Raw genomic sequence first — 21,521 nt, forward strand, 5'->3', positions numbered from 1 at the left:
AATCTCCTAGTTTTTTTAAGCGGGATGGTTGATGAACCGCTAATTACCAGCATAACATAGGGCGCAAAAAAAAGCCACGCAACGCGTGGCTTTTAAGATTAGATGTTACCGTCATCCATAAAGTCCTTCAATTGCTTTGAACGACTTGGGTGGCGCAACTTACGCAAAGCTTTTGCTTCGATTTGACGAATTCGTTCACGGGTAACCCCAAAGACACGACCGACTTCTTCAAGTGTCCGGGTACGACCGTCTTCCAAACCAAAACGCAAACGCAAGACATTTTCTTCACGATCAGTTAACGTTTCCAAAACTGATTCTAATTGGTCACGCAACATTTCATAAGCAGCTGAGTCAGCTGGTGAAATGGCTTCATTGTCTTCAATGAAGTCGCCCAAATGTGAATCATCCTCTTCACCGATTGGTGTTTCCAATGACACGGGTTCTTGGGCAATCTTCAAGATTTCACGGACCTTATCTGGTGTCAAATCCATTTCAGCCCCAATTTCTTCAGGCAAAGGTTCACGACCCAAATCTTGCAACAATTGACGTTGGATACGAATCAACTTGTTAATGGTTTCCACCATGTGAACTGGAATACGGATAGTACGGGCTTGGTCGGCGATGGCACGTGTAATGGCTTGACGAATCCACCAAGTGGCATAAGTTGAGAACTTAAAGCCCTTCGTGTAATCAAACTTGTCAACAGCCTTCATCAAGCCCATGTTACCTTCTTGAATCAAATCCAAGAATTGCATCCCACGACCAACATAACGCTTGGCAATTGAGACCACCAAACGCAAGTTAGCTTCCGCCAATTCTTGCTTGGCTTCCACATCACCAGCTTCAATACGCTTGGCAATGTTAATTTCTTCATCACCCTTTAGCAAGTTTACGCGGCCGATCTCTTTCAAATACATCCGCACAGGATCATTGATTTTAATCCCAGCTGGTGTATCTTCAGCTTGATCAAGTTCTTCTTTAGAAGGCTTGTTTTGCTTTGCTTGCAAGACTTCTGGTGCTGGTTCACCCTTTTCATCCACGATGGCCACACCAGCATCTTCAACTTTTTCCATCAAGCGTTCAATATTTTCACCATCCAAATGGAACGGTTCTGCCAAACGTTCTGACAAAGTGGCATACGTCACTTCTTTGGCTGGCTTATATTCAGCAATCAACGCTTTGACGGCTTTGTCATATTCTGGGCTCTTAATAATCCCTGACTTCTTAGCCGCTTTTGGCTTTGATGCACGACCGGCAGCAGCAGCTTCCTCTGGTGTTTTACCTTGTGCCAAAGCGAGTAACTCCGCTTTCTTGGCACGGCTATTATATGAAATGTTTTGTGAATCAAGATAATCTTTGATATCTGAGATTTTGCTTGAAGATAAATTAGTTGCCATGTCTTACTTCTCCTAATATACGGGTTAAACGCTATCACCGGATCTTTGGCCTAAGCCACTTACCCTGAATGTTGTTTCTTGAGGTTGATCAATTCTGTCATCAGTTGCAACAACTTGGTGTCATCATGTTGTTGCTTCGCGACGTTGATCAATTGTTGTAATTCTTGTACGCGTGCTTCAATCGGCGCCTCTTCCATAATAATTTGCAAATAATCACGAATCGCCTCATGCTCAATGGTGAGGCCACCATAAGCCCGATCAATAGCCATAATTTTTTGATTTAAAGCTGGTTTCTGGATAAAATCCATAAACTGCGCTAAATCAAATGGTTCTGGATGTTGCCCTTGATAAATGGCCGCCAACATCATCAATAATTGATAATCTGGATGCACAAACGCAAACCCCGTGGTCGCTTTGACCTGGGCCAATACCTGTGGTGACTTAATCATGGCCATAAGCAAGGCGCGTTCCGCCTGCTCAACTTTAGTTAAGCGTTGCCCAACCCGCGGTTCGCTATCAGCTGGTGCTGCGGGTGGTGGTGTCATTTGATCCGTGTAGGCTTTTGGCGTACGTTTTGAATAATTTTGCGTAGCAGCTGGTCTGGCCCGACTTTGGGCCAACGTTTGTTGCAATTGTGCCTGCAACGCTTGTTTTGAAGTGCCAAACTCATTGGCGATTTTGGTCAGTTGTAAATCTTGTTCAACTGGCGTGGCTTGTTGCAAGGTTTGCATCACCTCTTGCAAAAAAGCCAGATACTGCACTTGGTTGCTGAGATTTTTCCCAGTCCGAGCAGCGTTGACCAAGAATTCAACCGGTGTTTGAATATTTTGTTCCAAGGCTTGTTGCAAGGCAGCTGTGCCACGCTGAATCCGCAGGTCATCCGGATCCAATTGATCTGGTAAATGTACGATCCCAATCTCAACTTGTTGCGCATGCGTGCGAATTAACGTAATCGCGCGTTTGGCTGCCTTTTGGCCTGCTTCATCCCCATCGTAAACGAGTAAAATACGCTGGGCAACCCGTGCCAATTGCTGAACATGTTCCGGGGTTAAAGCCGTTCCCATCGTGGCAACACCCATGGTTTTGCCCGCCATGTCTGCCGAAATGACATCCATAAAGCCTTCAAAAACCAGCGCTGTATTGGTTTGTCGCATCTGATTTTTAGCACGATCAAAATTATAAAGAATTTTGCCTTTTGTGAAAAATGGACTTTCTGGGCTGTTCATATATTTGATGGTGTTATCTGACGCGAGTGCACGCCCAGAAAAACCAACCACTTGGCCACGTGCCGTCTTGATTGGCCACACAATCCGTCCCGCAAAACGATCACGCATCACGCCTTGATCATTTGTAATAAACAATTCTGATGCTTGCAGGATATCTGGTGCGATATTTTGATCCTTGGCATATTGCAATAACACATTGTCATCCGGCGCAAAGCCAATCCCAAATTGCTTGATGACCGCATCAGATAACTGCCGCTTATCGTGTAAATAAGCTAAAGCTGTTTCGCCTGATGTGGTATTTAATAAAATATGCTGATACAACCGTTGTGCCGCGGAATGCAAATCATAAATCGCTTGCGTGCGACTATCAATGGGATGCGCGGCTTGCACTGTTAATTGTTGATCAACTGGCATATCCGCTTTTTCCGCCAAAGATAGGACCGCTTCAGGATAGCTCAGTCCCTCTTTTTCCATGATAAAAGAAAAAACAGAGCCTGAACGGCCACAAGAAAAACAGTTAAAGACTTGCTTATTTTCTTCGACGAAGAGTGATGGATGGCGATCATCATGGAAAGGACACGATCCGTTCCATTGGCGACCACGTTTGACCAATTGTGTATATTCCCCGATCACATCAACGATATTCACTTTTTTACGCACTTCATCAATGAAGGCATCTGGGATTCGACTTGCCATGGCCGCCTTTCAATAATAAAAGTCGCAGTCCACAGTCTGCGACACGATTGAACTGTACAAAAAATTATACGTTTTTACACGCCACTTGTCAAGGTATTTGTTTCGGTGCAATCGTTGATATGACGGCATTTTTATTTTTACGTTGCCAGATTATGTAAACTAAAAAGGACGTGAGCTCGTTAACGCTCAACCAAAAATTGACAACCTTTTAACTTTTGTCTGGTTTAGATGTCCTGTATTGTGGTTTCGAGCAGTGATGACTAGTCTTTTTGCAATTTATTTTGAGGCATCTTGGCATTTTCTCATGTTCGCTCTCTGGTCAATACAGAAAATAAGCCACGACATCGACAATAAAATCCATCTTTTGATGTATTAAAATAAGATAAGTTTTTTATGATTTAAAAACTCCAATTTGTTAATGTTTCATTACTTTTCTAGTTGTGATACTATTTAATCAAGGATCTTGATATGTCAGAAAAAAATTCAACCACATTTTTTGCGACTGTTGTGTCACAAAATCATGATTTATATACCGTTGCTAAGCATCATGCGTTGGACAACGACGTTTTGTTAGCAAAGATTTCTGGTCAGTTCGCTTACAATGTTAGCACCTCGTTAGCCTATCCTGTTGTGGGCGACATTGTGGCAATAACACATTCACCTTTTGATAAAATAGCCATTATCCATCGCGTTTGTCCGCGCAAAAGTTTACTGTCACGCGTCACTTCTGGCAGCAGTCATACTGTTCAGCCAATTGCGGCCAATATCGACATTGTTTTTGTCACCACCTCACTTGATCAAAATTTCAATTTAAGTCGCATCGAACGTTACCTCTCTGTCGCTTGGGAAAGCGGTGCCCAACCGGCCATCATTTTGACAAAAGCTGATTTAGTTGTTGATTTAGAAACCAAAATGGCAGCCCTTAAACAAATTGCCAAATCGTTACCTATCTTCGTGACAGACAGTCATGAGTTTGCTTCATTAAAACATTTTTTATTGGCGCAACCACAAACTGTTGTGTTTATTGGCTCATCTGGTGTCGGAAAATCAACGTTGATCAACAATCTTCTTGGTTATGAAGCCATGCAGACGAAACAAGTTCGCATGCGTGACCATAAAGGTAAACACGCCACTACCCATCGACAATTATTTCGATTAGAAAATGGTAGTCAGATAATCGATACGCCAGGTATGCGAGAGTTACAAATTGATGTTGGCAATACCGAAGAAACTTTTGAAGATATTGCACTTTTGTCGCAAAACTGTCGCTATAAAAATTGCCAACATCATGGTGAACCGGATTGCGCCATTTTTTCAGCCATAGCAAGCGGTCGCTTATCTCAAAAATGCTTCGACAATTATCAAAAAATATTACGAGAAAATAAGTACACGCAAATGTCAGCATCAGAAATTGCTGAAGATAAGTTCAATCGCTATTTTGGTAGTAAATCTGAAGCAAAGCGCGTCAGAAATCTTAAAAAAAATCGCCAAAAAGGCTATGAACAGTTTTGACTTTATCGTGACTGCAATCATGGTGACGTTAAACCCTGATTGCAAAGCCACATCCTACACCATTGATGCACAAAAAAGGTCAGATAAACGAGTATCTGACCTTTTTTGCGCACCACTCTTTAACACACTGCGGGTTGCGCTTAAAAACTATATTTATTACCAATAGCTGCTGCAACAACTTGTGACGTTAGGCCTTCGGCTTCAAGGAATTCGCGGAATGGCACAAGTTCTTGTGCTTCATACCGTTCTTTATAAGCCGTGATGACATCTTCGCTATACAACTTTGGATCAAGCTTTAACGTTTCAACTGGGATTGGTCGATCTTTCGTGATTTTGGCATCAATCACAACAACGCGACCTTGGTTGTAGTAGTCAACAGCTTCTTTCACGACCCGATCAACATCTTCAATCCGGCGCACAGTTAAGCCAACTGCCCCTTGCGCTTCCGCAATCTTCGCATAATCAACGTCGGTAAAGTCAACACCGAAGTTATACGTATTGGTATCTTCATACTTATTTTTAATGAACCCATATTCCGTATTGGTAAACACGACGTTAATCACTGGCAAATCATAACGCACGTTAGTCACCACGTCTGGATAAGTCATTGAGAAGGCGCCATCACCCATTAAGTTCCAGACTTGTCGGTCAGGATAAGTGTTTTTAGCACCAATACCACCCGGCAACCCGATACCCATCGTGGCAAATAATGGTGACGTCCGCCACATGTTTTTAGGCGTCATATGCAGGTGACGCACTGACATTTGGGTGACATTTCCAACATCAGTTGAGAAAATCGCATCTTCGTCGGCATACTTATTAATTGCTTGATAGACTTGATAAGCTTGCAAATCACCTTCAGTCTTTTGTTCCAAGCGATTCATATACTGACGCCAGTTTTGAATATTTTTAACATTGGCTTGCCACCATGGTGACTCAGGTACTGCGGTTACCTTGTCCAAAATTGCCGTAATGGCATCGCCAGCATCACCTAAGATCGCCACATCATTGCGGTGACGCTTACCTAGCATGGCAGGATTGCTGTCAATTTGGATAAACTTCTTAACATTGCGGAAAGTCCCTTCAACTTCTGAGAATGGGAAGTTTGTGCCCACAAACAAGACCGTATCAGCTTCCAAAACAGCTTCGTTGGCTGGTTTCCAACCAACACGGAACGTTGAGCCGGTAAAGCCTTCAAAATCCCACTCAAATGTTTCAAAGTTCTTCCCTGTCGTAATAATCGGTGCTTTAAGCTTACGGGATAATTCTTGGACGGCTGGGCCATGTCCCATTGTCCCAATTCCAGCATAGATGATTGGTCGCTTCGCTTGGTTCAACAGTTCTACTGCTGCATCAATATCAGCTTCGTCCACTGGGGCTGAGCGGTATTCTTTATAAGTCAAACCTGATGAATAAAGCGGTGAAGAGTAAAGTGCGTCAGCATCAATTTCCGTAAAGCCAAAATCAGCCGGGACTTCTAACACAGCAACACCACGTTTAGCAATGGCCGTGCGGATCGCATCATCAACCAAATGCGGCAATTGTTCCGCAGTGGCAACACGACGGTTATAAACAGCAATGCTTTCGTACATTGGGTTTTGGTTTAATTCCTGAAATGAATCCATGTTCAATTCACGAACAGGCTTTGAGCCCAAGATGGCTAACACTGGAATATTATCCATCGCAGCGTCATAAAGCCCATTAATTAAATGTGTGGCCCCAGGACCACCTGATCCCACTGTCACACCCAATTTGCCACCGAATTTCCATTGCATCACAGCGGCCATTGCGCCAACTTCTTCATGTTTTACCTGAAGAAACTTAATGTCATTATCAGGATGCCCCATGGCATTCATCAAACCACTCAAAGTACCAGATGGAATCCCATACATTGTATGGACACCCCACCCTGACATTACTTTTAGTGCCGCAAGACCCGCTGAAATTTTATTACCTGACATGTTACTACTCTCCTTCAAAATATGATCGCTTTTTGTAAGCGCTTTCATTTCACATACTTATTATAGGTCATGGCCGATATAATAGCAAGCCCCAAACCCATTACCTTCGTGATATCTAGCGTGATTAAATCAGCACTACTAGTCATTACATGAAAAGATTATCACAAAATAACTCGCGCGCTATTGTAATGTAACTTTTTCACTGACACGTCAAATTCACTTTCCTATCCCAGTGAATTTCATGACAGCTATCATGACTACTTTCAAAATAGCCTACAACTCCTCATATCCCTCGATATAATGTAAAAAACGGCGGCCATTGCTGGCAGCCGTTTTTACTGATTTTGGTTGTGTGCCATGACCTATCTTTGATCATGATCACACAATATTATTTTTGATTATCTGTTGTTACGGTTTCTTTTGGTGTTGTCCCATCAGCTAAGGTTTTATCCGTTGGCTTCTCCCAAGAGACAAAATCACAATCTGGATAGCGTGAGCAGCCATAGAATGTCCGTTGTTTCTTCGTTTTACGTTCAACCACTTGGCCTTTATGACACTTTGGACATGTTAAGCCAATTTCTTTAATAATGGTTTGTGTATGTCGGCAATCAGGGAAACGTGCACAAGCAAAGAATTTACCATACCGGCCCATTTTAACAATCATCGGTGATCCGCAAACCTCACAGTCCATCCCAGCTAGTTCATCATGCATAATGACTTTTTCTAAGGTTGCGGCAGCGTTATCAACTTCTTTTGAAAATGGCTTAAAGAATGCATCAATCACGGGTACCCACTGCTTATCACCCGTTTCAACTTCATCTAACTCGTGTTCAATACGAGCAGTAAACTGTGTATCCGTGACATCGGGAAAATTATCCACGACAATTTTTTGTACGATTTCCCCTAATTCCGTTGGCACAAACTTACGCGCATCAATTCTGACATAATTTCGACGTTGAATGGTATCTAGCGTTGGCGCATAAGTTGATGGTCGCCCAACCCCGTTTTCTTCTAACGCTTTAATCAGCGCTGCTTCTGTATACCGTGCTGGTGGTAAAGTGAAATGCTGTTCCGGATTAATGTCGGCTAACCGAATCTGATCGCCAACAGCTAATGCTGGTAGCGCATTATCTTTTTCTTTTGCGGCTGGATACGCCTTGGTAAACCCTTGAAATTTAGTTTTAGACCCATTGGCCCGGAACGTCACGCCGTTTTGCTTAATCGTGACGGCCATCGTGTCCAAGATTTCAGGTGTCATTTGGCTGGCCACAAACCGTGACCAGATTAAACTATACAACTTAAACTGATCAGGGGTTAATTTATCTTTGATACTGGCGGGTGTGCGCATGACGTCCGTTGGTCGGATCGCTTCATGGGCATCTTGCGCACCTTCTGGCAAATCACCTTTTAACGGTTGGTGGCGTGAATACTCCGGCCCCCAAGTTTCATGAATATATTGTGCCGCTGCGTTGCGTGCTACGGTTGAGATACGCGTTGAATCCGTACGCATATAGGTAATCAAACCGACTTGACCAATGCCACGCCCTAAGTTAATCCCTTCATACAACTGTTGGGCGGTCATCATTGTTTTTCGCGTCCGGAAATTAAGCTGCGTGTTAGCTGTCTGTTGCATCGTTGACGTGGTAAACGGTAGCTGCGGGTTGCGCTTCCGTTCTTTGGCTTCTACGGCAACAACCTCAAAATCCGCTTCACGATCAAGACGTTGCATGACTTCTTGCACATGCGCCTGATCCGGCAATTTTGTTTTTTGATCATCTACGCCATAAAACGTGGCTTTGAATTTAGCCCGTGATTTTTTGAATTCAGAATCTAATGTCCAGTATTCTTCTGGTTCAAAGGCTTGAATTTCTTGTTCGCGGGCAATGATTAATCCCAACGCAACAGACTGTACGCGACCAGCTGACAAACCACGCTTAACCGTTTTCCAAAGAATTGGTGAAATGGAATAACCCACTAAGCGATCAAGGATACGTCGCGCTTGTTGCGCATCAACGAGGTCCTGATTAATTGTCCGTGGTGTTTTAAAAGCGTTTTTGACCGTATCTTTGGTAATTTCATTAAACACAACGCGATTCGGTTGGTCCTGATCCAAATCAAGCAGATGTTGTAAGTGCCAAGCAATGGCTTCCCCTTCACGATCCGGATCGCTTGCCAAATAAACTTTTTTAGCCGCTTTTGCTTCCTTACGCAGTCCCTTGATCACATCCCCTTTACCACGAATCGTAATGTACTTCGGATCGTAATCATTATCAACATCAACACCTAAAGTGGACTTCGGCAAATCACGCACATGCCCAAGACTGGCAATAACTTTATACGTACTCCCTAAGTATTTTTCAATTGTTTTAGCCTTTGATGGACTTTCCACAATCACTAAATTTTTCTTGGCTTTAGTCGTCGTCTTGCGCTTTGCCGGCTTTTTGGTTGCTGTTTTTTTTGTTGTTTTTGTCGCTTTTTTTGCTGTATCTACCATTTGATATACCTACCAATCACTTCTTATTATATAGCATATCAGATTGTATCTAGGTTTTGGACACTTTCGAGAATACCGGTTGGTTTTGCGACTAATTTTGCACCCAATTGAATCAATTCATGAGTGCCTTGTGCGGTTGCTGAAAAAATTGTCCCCAGCACTGCTAGGACATCACGATTTTCCTGTAAGGCAAAATTAGCCGTGATTAAACTACCTGAATGTTGTTTCGCTTCAACAACTAATGTCGCTGATGACAGCCCAGCAATGATACGGTTACGCGCGGGAAAATGGGATTTTTGCGGTCTGGTGCCAGGTGGATATTCGCTTAAGACCAATCCTTGTTCGCCAATTTGGGTTTGCAAGTGATGGTGCGCTTTGGGATAAGCCACATCGATACCTGTACCAATGACGGCAATCGGTACGCCACGTTGTGCCAACGTCATTTGATACGCCATCACATCAATGCCTTTTGCTAAACCCGACACAATCGCGACGTCTTGCCGCACGACATCAGGTAATAACGACCGCAACACGGCTAGACCATATGGCGTAGCTGTTCGCGTCCCCACAACGGATAGACTGGGTAACCTTAAAGCTTCTAGATGACCTTGATAAAACAAGACCAGTGGCGCGTCATAAATTTCTCGTAGACGACCTGGATAACACGCATCAAAATACGTCATATAAGGTGTCGACCACTGTTGCGCGCGTTCAACTGCACTACTATATGTCCGCCGGATCAAATGATGGCTGCGTTGATCGCCAAAAGATAAAATAAGATCTAACGGCCAAGGGTAAATGGTTGGTACCTGCACCGCTGTGACGGCTGTTACCACAGCACGTGCTGCTTTAGCCCCCATACCAGCTGTCAAATGGATGGCAAGTAACTGTTGATTTAAGTTCATGTTAAACTCCTTAAATCATCATACGTTTTCGGCCACTCGTGCTCAAAAAAAAAACGACCTGTTACCAGATCGTTTTTAGCCTGTGACAATCTCACTCAAATATTCCCAGCGCAACATCTTTTCTTCTAACGCGGCTTCGAGTTGATCTTGTTCCTTTTGTAATTCGCCTAATTTCACATAATCCGTGCCAAATTTAGCCATTTCATCAGGAATAGCTTGAAGACGCGTTTCCAATTCGGTAATGTCGTCTTCAATCGTTTCCCATTCCTTCTTTTCATGATAAGTGAGTTTCTTTTTTGCTGGCGCAGTTGGTGTTGTTGGTTTTGGTTGGACCACTTTCGCAGCTTGAGCCGTTTTTTCTGCTGCTTGTTGGGCCAAATATTGACTAAACAAACCATCATACCGTGTCACCACGCCATCACCTTGAAACATATACAGTTGGTTCGCCACTTTATCAAGGAAATACCGATCGTGTGATACCGTCATCACGGCACCCGCAAAATCATTCAGGAAATCTTCCAAAACTGTCAATGTACTAATATCTAAATCATTTGTTGGTTCATCCAGTAACAACACATTGGGTTGCTGGAGCAATAGTTTCAAGAGATACAGACGGCGCTTTTCCCCACCGGACAATTTACGAATCAACGTGCCATGCATAAACGGTGGAAATAGGAATTGTTCCAGCAGTTCAGACACACTAACTTGATTGCCATTTTTATCCGTAACCGAACTGGCCACATCAGATAGATAAGCAATTACCCGCTTATCCTCAGGAATCGTTTCCGTTACTTGCGTATAATACGCCATCTTAACGGTCTCGCCTAACTCAATCACGCCACTGGTTAACGGTAGTTGCCCGGCAATGGCATTCAAAAAAGTGGTCTTCCCTGCGCCATTTTCACCCGTAATCCCAATCCGATCGCCCGCCGCAACACGCAAATTAAAGTCATCCAAAATCCGTTTGTCGCCAAACTGTAACTGCGCATGCTCAATGACGATAACTTTTTTCCCTAGTCGTTGTTGTCCTAAATTCACGGCAACATCGTCATCTACCTTCAGCGTTCCCATTTGTGATTCTAGTTCAGCAAAGGCGTTTTCACGGGCTGTTTGCTTCGTTGTGCGTGCCCGTGCTGATTTACGCATCCAGGCCAGTTCTTGCTTATAGAGCTGCTGTTGCTTGTGTTCGGCAATTCTTGACTGGGCGATCCGCTCAGCCTTGCCGGTCATATAATCCTGATAATTCCCTTTATATTCGTATAATTCACCAAATGATAATTCGAAAATACGCGATGCCACGGCATCTAAGAAATACCGATCATGGGTCACAATCAAGACAGCGCCTTTATAATTGGCCAAAAACTTTTCCAACCAAGCAATCGAATCAAAGTCAAGATGGTTGGTTGGCTCATCAAGAATCAACAAGTCCGGGGCTTCAATTAACACTTGGGCCAACCCCACACGCTTGCGCTGACCACCGGAAAGTTCGCTGACCTTTCGGTGTAAATCTGGCATGTGCAATTGCGTCAAAATCGCCTTAATATGCGCTTCAGTTGTCCAAGCGTCATCACGATCCATTGCATTTTGGGCCGCCTCAAACTGTTGGGCTGCCTTCTCATCAGTCGGATGTTCACCAAAATGTTGCAACGCATATTCGTATTGCCGAATCGTTTGAAAAATGGGTTGATCCCCCGACAAAATTGCATCCATCACGCGAGCATCTGGATCCAAGTCCGGATTCTGTGTCAAATACCCAATGGTATAGTCATTTTGCGTGATGATTTGACCGGCATCAGCTGGATTGACGCCAGCAATGGCATTCAAAAGCGAGGTTTTCCCCGACCCATTGACACCAATTAAGCCAATCCGATCACCTTCTGTGATTAAAAAAGAGATATCGTTAAATAACACTTTTTCGCCGTAAGTACTTTTTAAGTTTTCTACTCTAAATTGTTTCATACTTCTATTATACCCAACCTTTGGCCTTTTTATCGGCTTATTTTTTTGATATACTTGGACTAACATTTTGCGAACTTTGACGAATTTGAGGAGACGAAACATGCAATTAACTGCCGCCATTCAAAATTTTAATTTTGACCACATTTTACTGAATGCTGCTGGGGTAATGTGCCAGACAAAAGAAGAGCTCGACACAGTTCTGGCTTCCAATTACACTGGCGCCGTGGTGACAAAGTCGGCAACACCCGCCTTGCGTGAAGGTAACCCCACGCCACGTTACTACGAAATGGCACAAAATCTTGGCACGATTAATTCAATGGGCTTGCCCAATGCTGGGTTTGACTACTACATGGATTACGTCTCACAAAAGGAAACCGATAAGCCTATTTTCTTCTCAATTGCTGGTCTTTCCAAGCAAGATAATTTAGACATGTTGCGTCGACTGGAAGCTTCAGATTTTGGCAGCTTGATTGAATTGAATCTCTCATGTCCAAATGTCCCAGGCAAGCCCCAAACAGCTTACGACTTTGAAGCAACCGAAGCTATTTTAACCGAAGCATTCGCCTTCTTCACTAAGCCTTTGGGCGTTAAATTACCCCCATATTTTGATATTGTGCATTTTGACATGATTGCCGCTATCTTAAACAAATTCCCGCTCGCGTTTGTCAACACGATTAACTCAATTGGTAATGGCTTGGTCATTGATCCTGAAACTGATACTGTTGTGATTAAGCCAAAAGCTGGCTTTGGTGGTTTGGGTGGCACAATTGTGAAAGCCACGGCCTTAGCTAATGTTCGGGCTTTGCGTGATCGCTTGCGTGATGATATCAAAATTATTGGTACTGGTGGTGTCACAACTGGCCGTGATGTTTATGACCATGTGTTATGTGGGGCCGATTTGGTTGAAGTCGGCTCACAATTGGCGGTTGAAGGCATTGGCGTCTTTGAACGGCTGGAAACTGAATTAGCCGCCATTTTAGCAGAAAAAGGCTTCACCTCATTGGATCAAGTCCGCGGTCAACTCAAAACAATCGATTAATAAAAAGCAATCCACATGGATTGCTTTTTTTAGTGCTTAAGTATCAAAATAGCGGTGCCCGGCCACTGTGACCTGATGTTGAATCGTGGTCTGGAAAACAGCGGATAATAACGTATCCAACGCAGTTGGCAACAACCGTTGCTGCGCACTGCCACCAAACCAAAAACGTACTAATTGCGCTACGATTAGCCCCACAAAAAAAATCGTCCCTAATACAGCACTCACCGCACCAATATAACCGGCTGCAACGAGCTGCCAGGGCCAACTTAATCGTGATTCAGGATAGCCCAGACGCGCAATATGGCCCTGCGACAAAGCAAATAATGCTAATTGTGCCGATCGTAATTGTATGAAGATTAACCCCAGCAAGCCAATCACGGTTAACAACCAAGTGTCGGTCACGGTCACATTGGCCAATGATTTTCCCAGCAAACCTTGTTGGTTAGTCAGTAAACTGGTGCCAGCATTGAAAAACAATGCCAAAGCGAGGCCACCCAGTGGCAACAATAAGGGTTGGTGGCCCATTTTTAAGACACTGCGGCGCAACACGACTAACCACCCCATCGCCAGCACGGCCCCAATGGCCACGCGATAGGTCAGCGCGGGCGCCCAAACCACCGTCAATAAGGCTAGGCCTAACTCACTGCCACTCGCCAAACCTAGCATACTGGCATCAATATAGTGATGTCGTAAAGTTGTTTGGAAAATCAAGGCACTAACTGCTAGCATTGCGCCACCGCCAGCCATTGTTGAATATCGCGATAGGCCGTCACGACTTGTAAATTCGCCGTCATACCAAAATCAGGGGCCGAAACATCATGAATTTGACCTGTTTGCGTCGCTTTTAAATGCGCATAAGGCGCTTGCTGAAATATTTGACCAAAAATCTGCTTGACCTGGGTTGGCATCGCATGAGCCAGTCGTATCACAACAGCTGGATTTTCTTGGGCAATCGCTTGTGGATTTGGTGTGGTCAAAGATTGATTCACATCACCGCCAACGACTTCACCGCCGGCGCGTTTAACCAAATCACCGAGATAACTGTGCGCATTTGCCACCAAGAAGCCACCGCCAGGCATCCCCACCAAAATTAAAACCTTCACGCGTTTTTTAAGCGTTTTTGGTGGTAATTTAAGTGATCTCAGTAACTTTTGGGCTGCTGCAACTTGATGATAAGTCATGCCAAGTTGTAAAATATTGCGCGTCAGCTGCTGGTAAGTTGTAAAATCAAGTGTCGTCATTTTAATCTGGCTGGCTTTTAGTTTTGTAGCATAATCCGCCGTTAAAGCCGCATCAACATACACGACACTGGGATGAACACGGAGAATTTGTTCAAAATTAACACTCACATGGTTGCCGACTTTTGGCAACTGCACATAACGCGCTGGTAGCGGCTCTTGACTGGTCGGCACAGCTGCTAGCGGTACTCCTAACCGATCAAAAATCGCCACTTGTGCCATTGTTGTCGCAACCGGTCGGTTTGCTGGTTGCGCTTGCCGTTGTGCCACCGCGTAGCCAACACCACCGATTAGGAGCACTATCAAAATCACGCCACTAACAAACACCTGTTTTTTAGCCATGTTAACCCACTTTCTGTCGTTTTTTGGTCCAAATCATATGACCAACGATACCCAGCCCACCCAACAAGACCCCTGCTAAGGCTGCCGGCCATAGCGGCGCTTGTTGATGCGTTGGTGTTGCTGCTTTGGTAACACTGGCAGCCTGCGAGGTTGCCATTTGGGTTGACGACGACGCAGCCGCCGGCGTTGGTTGATCGACGGCTGGTTGGACATTACTGCTACTGTTATCTGACGGCACCACTTGCTGCGACGATGCGGCTGCGGGTGTGTTAGATGGGTTATGCGTCTGGCTAGCTGATGCTGGCGCTGTTGGCTGAGCCTGCCCAGTTGTAGCGGCAGCCGTTTTTGGTTGCGCAACTGCTGGCAAATTTTTGGCGTCAAACTGCAAATTAAAATCATAAGTATGGTGATAATTTAAACTCGCAACGTCAACTTTCATCGTGCCACTTAAAAGCGCATTGGGATTTTTGACCAGAAAGCTAAACGTATAATAGTCGGTATTACCTTGTGTGCTCTGGGTGACCGTTGGTTTTTGTTGATTAATCGTCAAAATAGTCACTGGAAACCGGCCCAACTCGTGCTGCGTTGCAATGACAAGTTGCGCCCGATACTGGTCGCCAGCTGGCACTAAGTCACCAGGCGTCACAAAATAAGCACTGGCATACGAGACGTCATGCGTCCCGTACTTCAAAACCTGGTAAGGCACTGCTTGGGCCTGCACACTAGTCATGTTAGCAGTCCCAACAATGGCGCCAACTAGACACCCAAAAATAATTTTTTTAAACACACCCAACCTCCACCAAACGTTATTTCTTTCTCACCGTTGCCGTTTTCATCACGGCAACCCCTAAAAAGGCAATAGATCCATTATATCGTTTTGACAAGTCAAAAAGTTTTATAATGTGATAAATTTATCAAATGATAAGACGTGTGACCCATTGGCCCCGTAGCAACACGAGCATTTTATTACAATTGACGTATTTCCAATAAAACTGGTCAAACACCTCATTATATGCCCTTTGATAAACGTGAAATACCTTGCTGGCTGGGGATTGTCGGCTATTTTTCATGCGCTTGTAGTCCAGATATTATCACCCTTTGTATAAAATTGTGAAATGAGAAGCAATGCGATACAATAATGCCTTAGTCCCTTTGACAGTAGAATAGGAAAGAAAGATAGGATAATAGCTCATGAGTCGAAAACACGTGACGGTTTTCTTGGCAACTGCCGCACTTGCAACAGTCGTTGTAACGTCACCCCAGAAAATTGCTGCCGCTGACGTTTCAGGTAGTGCACCAACCCTTGCGCAACCTGAACCAGATTTAGCAACTTGGTTGCCCGATAAAAATTTGCAAACCAATTTGCAACAGCTACTCGGACCAGATGTCCCACTGACACAAGCCAATTTGGCCAAATTAACAACGGCTAATTTAACGTATAGCGATGTAACCAATTTAAAAGGGCTGGAATTCGCCAAAAATCTACAACAATTAGATTTGACCGGCAATTCCATCAGCGACCTAACACCACTGCAGCACTTAACGCAATTAACCGACCTGAGCTTACGGCTAAATAAAGCTGATCAACTCCCCGATTTAGCAAAATTAGGGCAAGTGCCCATCCAACAGCTAAACCTGGTTGGGGATGCTTATGGTGCAGCCCCACAGCAACTGGCCGGTTTATCGCAACTGACACAACTACAATCGCTTAAGTTAGTCAACAGCAAGCTCACCACGCTACCACCACTGGCGCCAACTGCTCCCCTCACTACGCTTGATTTATCCGGAAACAAACTCACAGATGTGAACGGACTCGCAAACTTTCCGTTGCTGACGACATTAAGCCTTGGCAGTAACCAAATCGCAGATTGGCGCCCTGTTGCAAATCTCAGCCACCTCACCAGCCTCACAACTGGGAATAATCCACAAACAAACATTAGTGTGTTACAGCGTTTAACCCAACTCAAAAAACTAAATCTCTCACAATTAGGCATGACTAACCAAGATTTGAAACTCGTGACGAACATGACAAGCCTGCAAGATTTGGCGATTGATTTCAACGGCACCATTTCTGATTTGTCACCGTTGGCTGGTTTAAAACAATTAACCGATCTTGATTTCAGTAAAGATGCCGTTAGCGATTTATCACCGCTAGCTGGGCTGACTCAGTTGGCGAATTTATCTTTATCCAATAACCAAGTCACGGATTTGGCGCCCTTGGCAAATCTCACCCAACTCGAAAATTTAACTATTTTACGTAACCAAGTACGGGATTTGAGTCCACTAAAAATGCTCAATAAGCTGACCTACCTCAACGCTAAATTCCAATTTGTCACCATGCCAACGTTGCCCATCCCCAGTGATGCCGCTCAATTTAACACGCGTCTCTCGGCTAAAGCCATTGATGGTACCGTGATCCCGCTAACGTATCAAAGCGGGCTAAATGCCACTGTCAATCTTGACCAAATTAACTATTCAGGTCTGACTGCCGATGGGCAAACTAGCTTCTCATGGGACAATGCAGCTGGGGCTAACAAACTCAGTAGTCGATTTAGCGGGTCCCTCATCCAACCAATTAAATTGGTGCAGACTGTCGTCACTCCCACCCCAACACCTGATGTTGTACCAGAACCAGTGACATTGTCCGTTATGAAAGGCGACAATCAGAACTTAACCTCCGTGGCAAGCAATTACATTTTACCAACAGCGACGTTAACCCGACACGCGGATGGCTCAGGTAGCTTGACTTTCACCGCGAATGTCCCCGCTAACTACGGTAAAGACAGTATTGCCTTTACGCAGGCCACTCAAGTTTCTGCTGACCTGGTTGGAAGTGCCTATATTCTCACCTATACGTTGCCACTTTCAGCAGCCGAATTAGCCCAACCCGCTATTTTGGAAGATATGCAAGTAGCCATTGATTTGCCTGGTTTTGACTATCATCATGCTTATCAAGTCTATTTCAAATTATCACAAGATCCCAATGCTGCGCCGACATCACCTGCGCCAATCTTTGAGATCCCGCAGACAACACCTGATCTGCAACTAGAACCTGATCAGGTGTTTGATCAGGCGGCTACACCCCTATTGGCTCACAACCAACCAAGCGCATTGCAACCACTGTTACCAGTATTATCAGCGCAACCTCAGGCCACCAAAAGCCTGATGGCACAACTTGTAACCACTGCAAAACAGCCGCTGTCACCAGTAGCGGCTGCAACTGTGCCAACATCACCCAAATCGACCCCGGCGCCGGCTACGCCCGCTAAAAAAGCGCCTGTGTCTCATGCAACTAAGCCGCAAAAAGTTGCGACGACACACCCCAACCCCGCCCCGAAAAAAATAACCCAACACCACGGTGCTCAAATTGCCATTTTCACGGTTTCACTACTTAGTGTCCTTGGGCTTTATAGCTTCCGTGTCTTGCGAAAATAAGCCATTAAAAAAAGCCGCTGTTTTGATTTAAAACAGCGGCTTTTTTGGCCAACAAAAAACGCGGCACAGCATTGTGTCGCGTTTAAATTGTATTAACGCAATGATTCAACGTCGCGGGCAATCATCAATTCTTCGTTTGTTGGAATCAACAAACCAGTTACTGATGAATCAGGTGTTGTCAAAACAGTTTCCTTACCACGCACATTGTTGGCTTCGGCATCCAACTTCACACCGGCAAATGACAAGGCTTCAAGGACCTTCGCACGTGTCACGGCATCGTTTTCACCAATACCAGCAGTAAAGATGACGGCATCAACACGACCAAGTTCCGCAAAGTATTGACCAGCGTAACGAATGACACGGTCATAGAACATATCAAGTGCCAACTTAGCGTGTGGGTGTGTTTCTTGGACTTCTTCCAAATCACGCATGTCGTTTGAAATTGTTGAAATACCCAACAAACCTGACTTCTTGTTCAAGATTGACAACATTTCTTCGTTTGTCAAACCTTCACGTTCTTGAATATAGTAAATCAATGATGGGTCAACATCACCTGAACGTGTCGCCATTGTCAAACCAGCCAATGGTGTGAAGCCCATTGATGTGTCGTATGACTTACCGTTCTTAATCGCTGTAACTGATGCACCAGCACCCAAGTGGAATGAAATTGCGTTGAATTGATCCAATGGAATACCAAGCTTTTCAGCCGCACGTTCTGTCACGTAACGGTGTGACGTACCATGGGCACCATACTTACGCGCACCGTAGCGAGCATAATATTCGTAAGGAATGCTGTAAAGATAGTTCTTTTCTGGCATTGTTTGGTGGAATGATGTATCAAACACCGCCACTGACAAAGCATCTGGCAACAACTTTTGGAAGGCACGGATACCCATGGCGTTGGCTGGGTTGTGCAATGGGGCATAATCACCCAAACGATCAATCTTAGCAAGCACTTCGTCAGTAACAACAACAGAGTGGTTAAACCATTCACCACCGGCTACGACACGGTGACCAACACCAGTGATTTCGTTAAAGTCCTTCACGATGCCAAGATCTGTCATCTTTTGCAATAGCACGTCAATTGCTTGTTCATGATCCTTAATGGCCATTTCATGTTCAAACTTCTTGCCGCCGTTTTTAGTTAATGTGATATGCCCTTCTTCGGCACCGATCAAACGCTTTGGTTCGATATTATTACCGTACTTGATTGAAATTTCAGCATTATCTGAACCAATACGTTCAATAATACCTTGCATCAATACCTTTTCCTCAGGCATTTCCAACAATTGGAATTTAAGTGATGAGCTACCAGCGTTAACCGCCATTACTTTTGACATCGTGTTTACCTTTTAACCTTTAAATGTATTCATAACAGTTCCTGTTATGTCATAATTCAATTGTAACATTTTTTACGGGTAAAGGTCACGTTGATCTAGCGCGAAATATGTTACAATATTTATACATGAATAACAATCGCTTGAGTAGGTAAAACATGATAAAAAAATGGTTATTAAGCAATCTCATCGGCGTGAGTATTAGCGTCTTCGTCTTAATGACAACTTTTGGATTAGTTTACTCGCTCGCCAATAAAGACAAAATCTCAACCGGGCCAGACAACGTGCAATTGCGTTCGGGGCCTGGCTTACAGTACCGATCACTGGCGACCTTAAAACGTGGCTCCGACTTAATTGTCTTAAAAGATGATCAAGGTTGGTATCAAGTACGGCGCGCTGATAATGAAAAAGTTGGTTGGGTGGCGAGTTGGGTGGCTAAATCGCATACCTTACGGCACGCCACACCGATAAGTGAAGCCACGATTGTTTTAGATCCTGGGCATGGTGGTAACCCAAACAAGCGTTATAATGGTTTGTCTGGTGACAATGGCTCATCATCAGCCGATGGTAAGTATCACGAAAAGACGTATACCTTACGTACAGCACGTCAAGTACGTGATGCGTTGGCCCCAACGGGTGCGCGTGTCTTAATGACGCGTGATTCCGATGTGCTAGTCCCCTTATTGGACATTCCAAAGCTCGCGACCAAGTACCATGCTGATGCGCAAATCTCCTTTCACTTCGATCACGCTGGGGATGAGAATAGCGCAACTGATGCCACCGGTATTACCCAATACTATTATCAAGAAAATGGCCAAGCCCTGACCTCAGCACTGCATAACGCTTTAAATAGCTTACCCATGACTGATCGCGGGATGGACACCGCCAAATATGTGGTCTTAAATCGTGCTTCGCAGCCAGCCACATTACTTGAATTAGGTTACATCAACAATCCCTCGGATTTCAAAAAGATTCAATCAACACGTTACCAAAAACAAATTGCCAATGCGATTACCAAGGGACTCACAACGTATTTTGACAATGAAGCAGGAAAGAAATAATGGCATTTTTTAAAAAGACAAAACAAGCATTAAGCGCAAATATTGCGAACCAAACAACAGAACAAGTCGAAGAACATTTAGACGGGATGATTGTCCAGCCCTTTGCTTACCGGAAATTATTAATTATTTACCGGATTGAACAATATCCAAGTACGAATAATCACATTGATAACAAAATTTTGACCTTTGAAACCAAAGAACCTTTGTCAGAACGCCGTTATCATGAAATTATTAACCGGTTAAAAAATGACGAGAGTGATCGCATTTCAATCGTCAATATTTTACCCCTCGTCGACTAAAACGTCACACAAAAACCACGCTAACCTATTTCAGCGTGGTTTTTTTATGTGTTTAAATTAACGTGTCAACACTTGGTCGATAACTTGATCATGGGGTTCTAATGGCAACGTCTCAAGTAATTGCGGGGTTAAGGCCAGCGCAATGGTTTGGCCCGTATAAGTCGACAAAAACCGATCGTAATAACCAGCGCCAAAACCTAAACGCCCCCCTTGTTTCGTGTAAGCTAAGCCAGGGACAATCACCAGATCAATGTTTTCTGGTGGATACACTGTGTCTTCCTCTGGTTCTTGAATGTTTAACGCGCCTGCCGTAAATGCCGTTTGCGGCGTAATCGCAACAAACTGCATCTGTTTCGCCACAATCTTTGGTACCACAACTTGTTTCCCATTGGCCCAAGCATGGGCAATAATTGGCTGTGTGTTCAGTTCCATAGGTGTACTGAGTACCACGGCAATGGTTTTTGCTGCGGCCCATTGCGCCGTATTAAATAGTTTAGCCCGTAACGCAGTCTCTTCAGTTAAACGGTCCGGTCCTTGATATGCTTGCAGTTTTTGCTTTTGTACTTGTCGCAAATCACGTTTTGTATGCATCTTCTTATCGCCTCCAATAAAAAAAGTCG

Annotated in this window: 16 protein-coding genes and 1 riboswitch; of the genes, 5 read left to right on the forward strand and 11 right to left on the reverse strand. The window is 44.3% G+C overall.

Annotated features, from left to right (window positions below):
* Window positions 1-46: riboswitch (PreQ1 riboswitch) on the reverse strand.
* A 52-nt stretch (window positions 47-98) separates the two neighbouring features.
* Window positions 99-1,397, reverse strand: coding sequence for an RNA polymerase sigma factor RpoD (rpoD, locus tag IE039_RS03865; RefSeq protein ID WP_010001570.1), 1,299 nt, complete (start codon window positions 1,395-1,397; stop codon window positions 99-101).
* A 59-nt stretch (window positions 1,398-1,456) separates the two neighbouring features.
* On the reverse strand, window positions 1,457-3,319 hold the full coding sequence (gene dnaG, locus IE039_RS03870) for a DNA primase (RefSeq protein ID WP_189428756.1): 1,863 nt from the start codon (window positions 3,317-3,319) through the stop codon (window positions 1,457-1,459).
* 567 nt (window positions 3,320-3,886) lie between these two features.
* On the opposite strand from dnaG, the gene rsgA reads away from it, so the two are divergent.
* Window positions 3,887-4,831 (forward strand): ribosome small subunit-dependent GTPase A, encoded by a 945-nt coding sequence (gene rsgA, locus IE039_RS03875; RefSeq protein WP_189428757.1) that lies wholly within the window; start codon window positions 3,887-3,889, stop codon window positions 4,829-4,831.
* Between the two features lie 140 nt (window positions 4,832-4,971).
* Here rsgA and spxB read toward each other — a convergent pair whose 3' ends face one another.
* The 4 genes from spxB to IE039_RS03895 form a co-directional block, all read right to left on the reverse strand.
* Window positions 4,972-6,792 carry a pyruvate oxidase gene (gene spxB, locus IE039_RS03880; RefSeq protein WP_189428758.1) on the reverse strand — a complete coding sequence of 607 codons (1,821 nt, stop codon included), beginning with the start codon at window positions 6,790-6,792 and terminating at the stop codon, window positions 4,972-4,974.
* A gap of 388 nt (window positions 6,793-7,180) precedes the next feature.
* A complete protein-coding gene (gene topA / locus IE039_RS03885) occupies window positions 7,181-9,286 on the reverse strand; it encodes a type I DNA topoisomerase (protein ID WP_189428759.1) in 2,106 nt (701 codons plus the stop codon).
* 38 nt (window positions 9,287-9,324) lie between these two features.
* A complete protein-coding gene (gene dprA, locus IE039_RS03890) occupies window positions 9,325-10,191 on the reverse strand; it encodes a DNA-processing protein DprA (RefSeq protein ID WP_189428760.1) in 867 nt (288 codons plus the stop codon).
* A gap of 75 nt (window positions 10,192-10,266) precedes the next feature.
* The gene (locus IE039_RS03895; protein WP_189428761.1) at window positions 10,267-12,150 is read right to left on the reverse strand and encodes an ABC-F family ATP-binding cassette domain-containing protein; all 1,884 of its coding nucleotides are present in this window, start codon (window positions 12,148-12,150) and stop codon (window positions 10,267-10,269) included.
* Between the two features lie 100 nt (window positions 12,151-12,250).
* Between IE039_RS03895 and IE039_RS03900 the strand changes: the two genes are divergently transcribed.
* Window positions 12,251-13,189 (forward strand): dihydroorotate oxidase, encoded by a 939-nt coding sequence (locus IE039_RS03900; RefSeq protein WP_048701686.1) that lies wholly within the window; start codon window positions 12,251-12,253, stop codon window positions 13,187-13,189.
* 36 nt (window positions 13,190-13,225) lie between these two features.
* Here the strand turns inward: IE039_RS03900 and IE039_RS03905 are convergent, their stop codons facing one another.
* The 3 genes from IE039_RS03905 to IE039_RS03915 are packed head-to-tail and all read right to left on the reverse strand — an operon-like array spanning window position 13,226 to window position 15,556.
* Window positions 13,226-13,918 carry an iron chelate uptake ABC transporter family permease subunit gene (locus IE039_RS03905; RefSeq protein WP_019041716.1) on the reverse strand — a complete coding sequence of 231 codons (693 nt, stop codon included), beginning with the start codon at window positions 13,916-13,918 and terminating at the stop codon, window positions 13,226-13,228.
* Complete coding sequence (locus IE039_RS03910) at window positions 13,912-14,769, reverse strand: ABC transporter substrate-binding protein (RefSeq protein ID WP_189428762.1); 858 nt, start codon at window positions 14,767-14,769, stop codon at window positions 13,912-13,914. The genes IE039_RS03905 and IE039_RS03910 overlap by 7 nt, the downstream gene beginning before the upstream one ends.
* Window position 14,770: 1 nt before the next feature.
* A complete protein-coding gene (locus IE039_RS03915) occupies window positions 14,771-15,556 on the reverse strand; it encodes an NEAT domain-containing protein (RefSeq protein WP_189428763.1) in 786 nt (261 codons plus the stop codon).
* A 404-nt stretch (window positions 15,557-15,960) separates the two neighbouring features.
* On the opposite strand from IE039_RS03915, the gene IE039_RS03920 reads away from it, so the two are divergent.
* Window positions 15,961-18,204: a leucine-rich repeat domain-containing protein gene (locus IE039_RS03920; protein ID WP_189428764.1), complete on the forward strand. Its 2,244-nt coding sequence runs from the start codon at window positions 15,961-15,963 to the stop codon at window positions 18,202-18,204.
* Between the two features lie 92 nt (window positions 18,205-18,296).
* On the opposite strand, the gene IE039_RS03925 is transcribed toward IE039_RS03920, so the two are convergent.
* The gene (locus IE039_RS03925; protein WP_010006461.1) at window positions 18,297-19,544 is read right to left on the reverse strand and encodes an acetate/propionate family kinase; all 1,248 of its coding nucleotides are present in this window, start codon (window positions 19,542-19,544) and stop codon (window positions 18,297-18,299) included.
* A 155-nt stretch (window positions 19,545-19,699) separates the two neighbouring features.
* Here IE039_RS03925 and IE039_RS03930 point away from each other — a divergent pair, with 155 nt between their 5' ends.
* Both IE039_RS03930 and IE039_RS03935 read left to right on the forward strand, forming a co-directional pair.
* Window positions 19,700-20,602 carry an N-acetylmuramoyl-L-alanine amidase family protein gene (locus tag IE039_RS03930; RefSeq protein WP_048701702.1) on the forward strand — a complete coding sequence of 301 codons (903 nt, stop codon included), beginning with the start codon at window positions 19,700-19,702 and terminating at the stop codon, window positions 20,600-20,602.
* Window positions 20,602-20,901, forward strand: a complete 300-nt coding sequence (locus tag IE039_RS03935; protein ID WP_010004858.1) for a hypothetical protein — start codon at window positions 20,602-20,604, stop codon at window positions 20,899-20,901. The genes IE039_RS03930 and IE039_RS03935 overlap by 1 nt, the downstream gene beginning before the upstream one ends.
* A gap of 57 nt (window positions 20,902-20,958) precedes the next feature.
* Here IE039_RS03935 and IE039_RS03940 read toward each other — a convergent pair whose 3' ends face one another.
* On the reverse strand, window positions 20,959-21,492 hold the full coding sequence (locus tag IE039_RS03940) for a 5-formyltetrahydrofolate cyclo-ligase (protein ID WP_146976819.1): 534 nt from the start codon (window positions 21,490-21,492) through the stop codon (window positions 20,959-20,961).
* Between the last annotated feature and the right edge of the window lie 29 nt (window positions 21,493-21,521).

Source organism: Leuconostoc lactis KCTC 3528 = DSM 20202, from assembly GCF_014651235.1.
In the GTDB taxonomy this organism is placed as follows: Bacteria; Bacillota; Bacilli; order Lactobacillales; family Lactobacillaceae; genus Leuconostoc; species Leuconostoc lactis.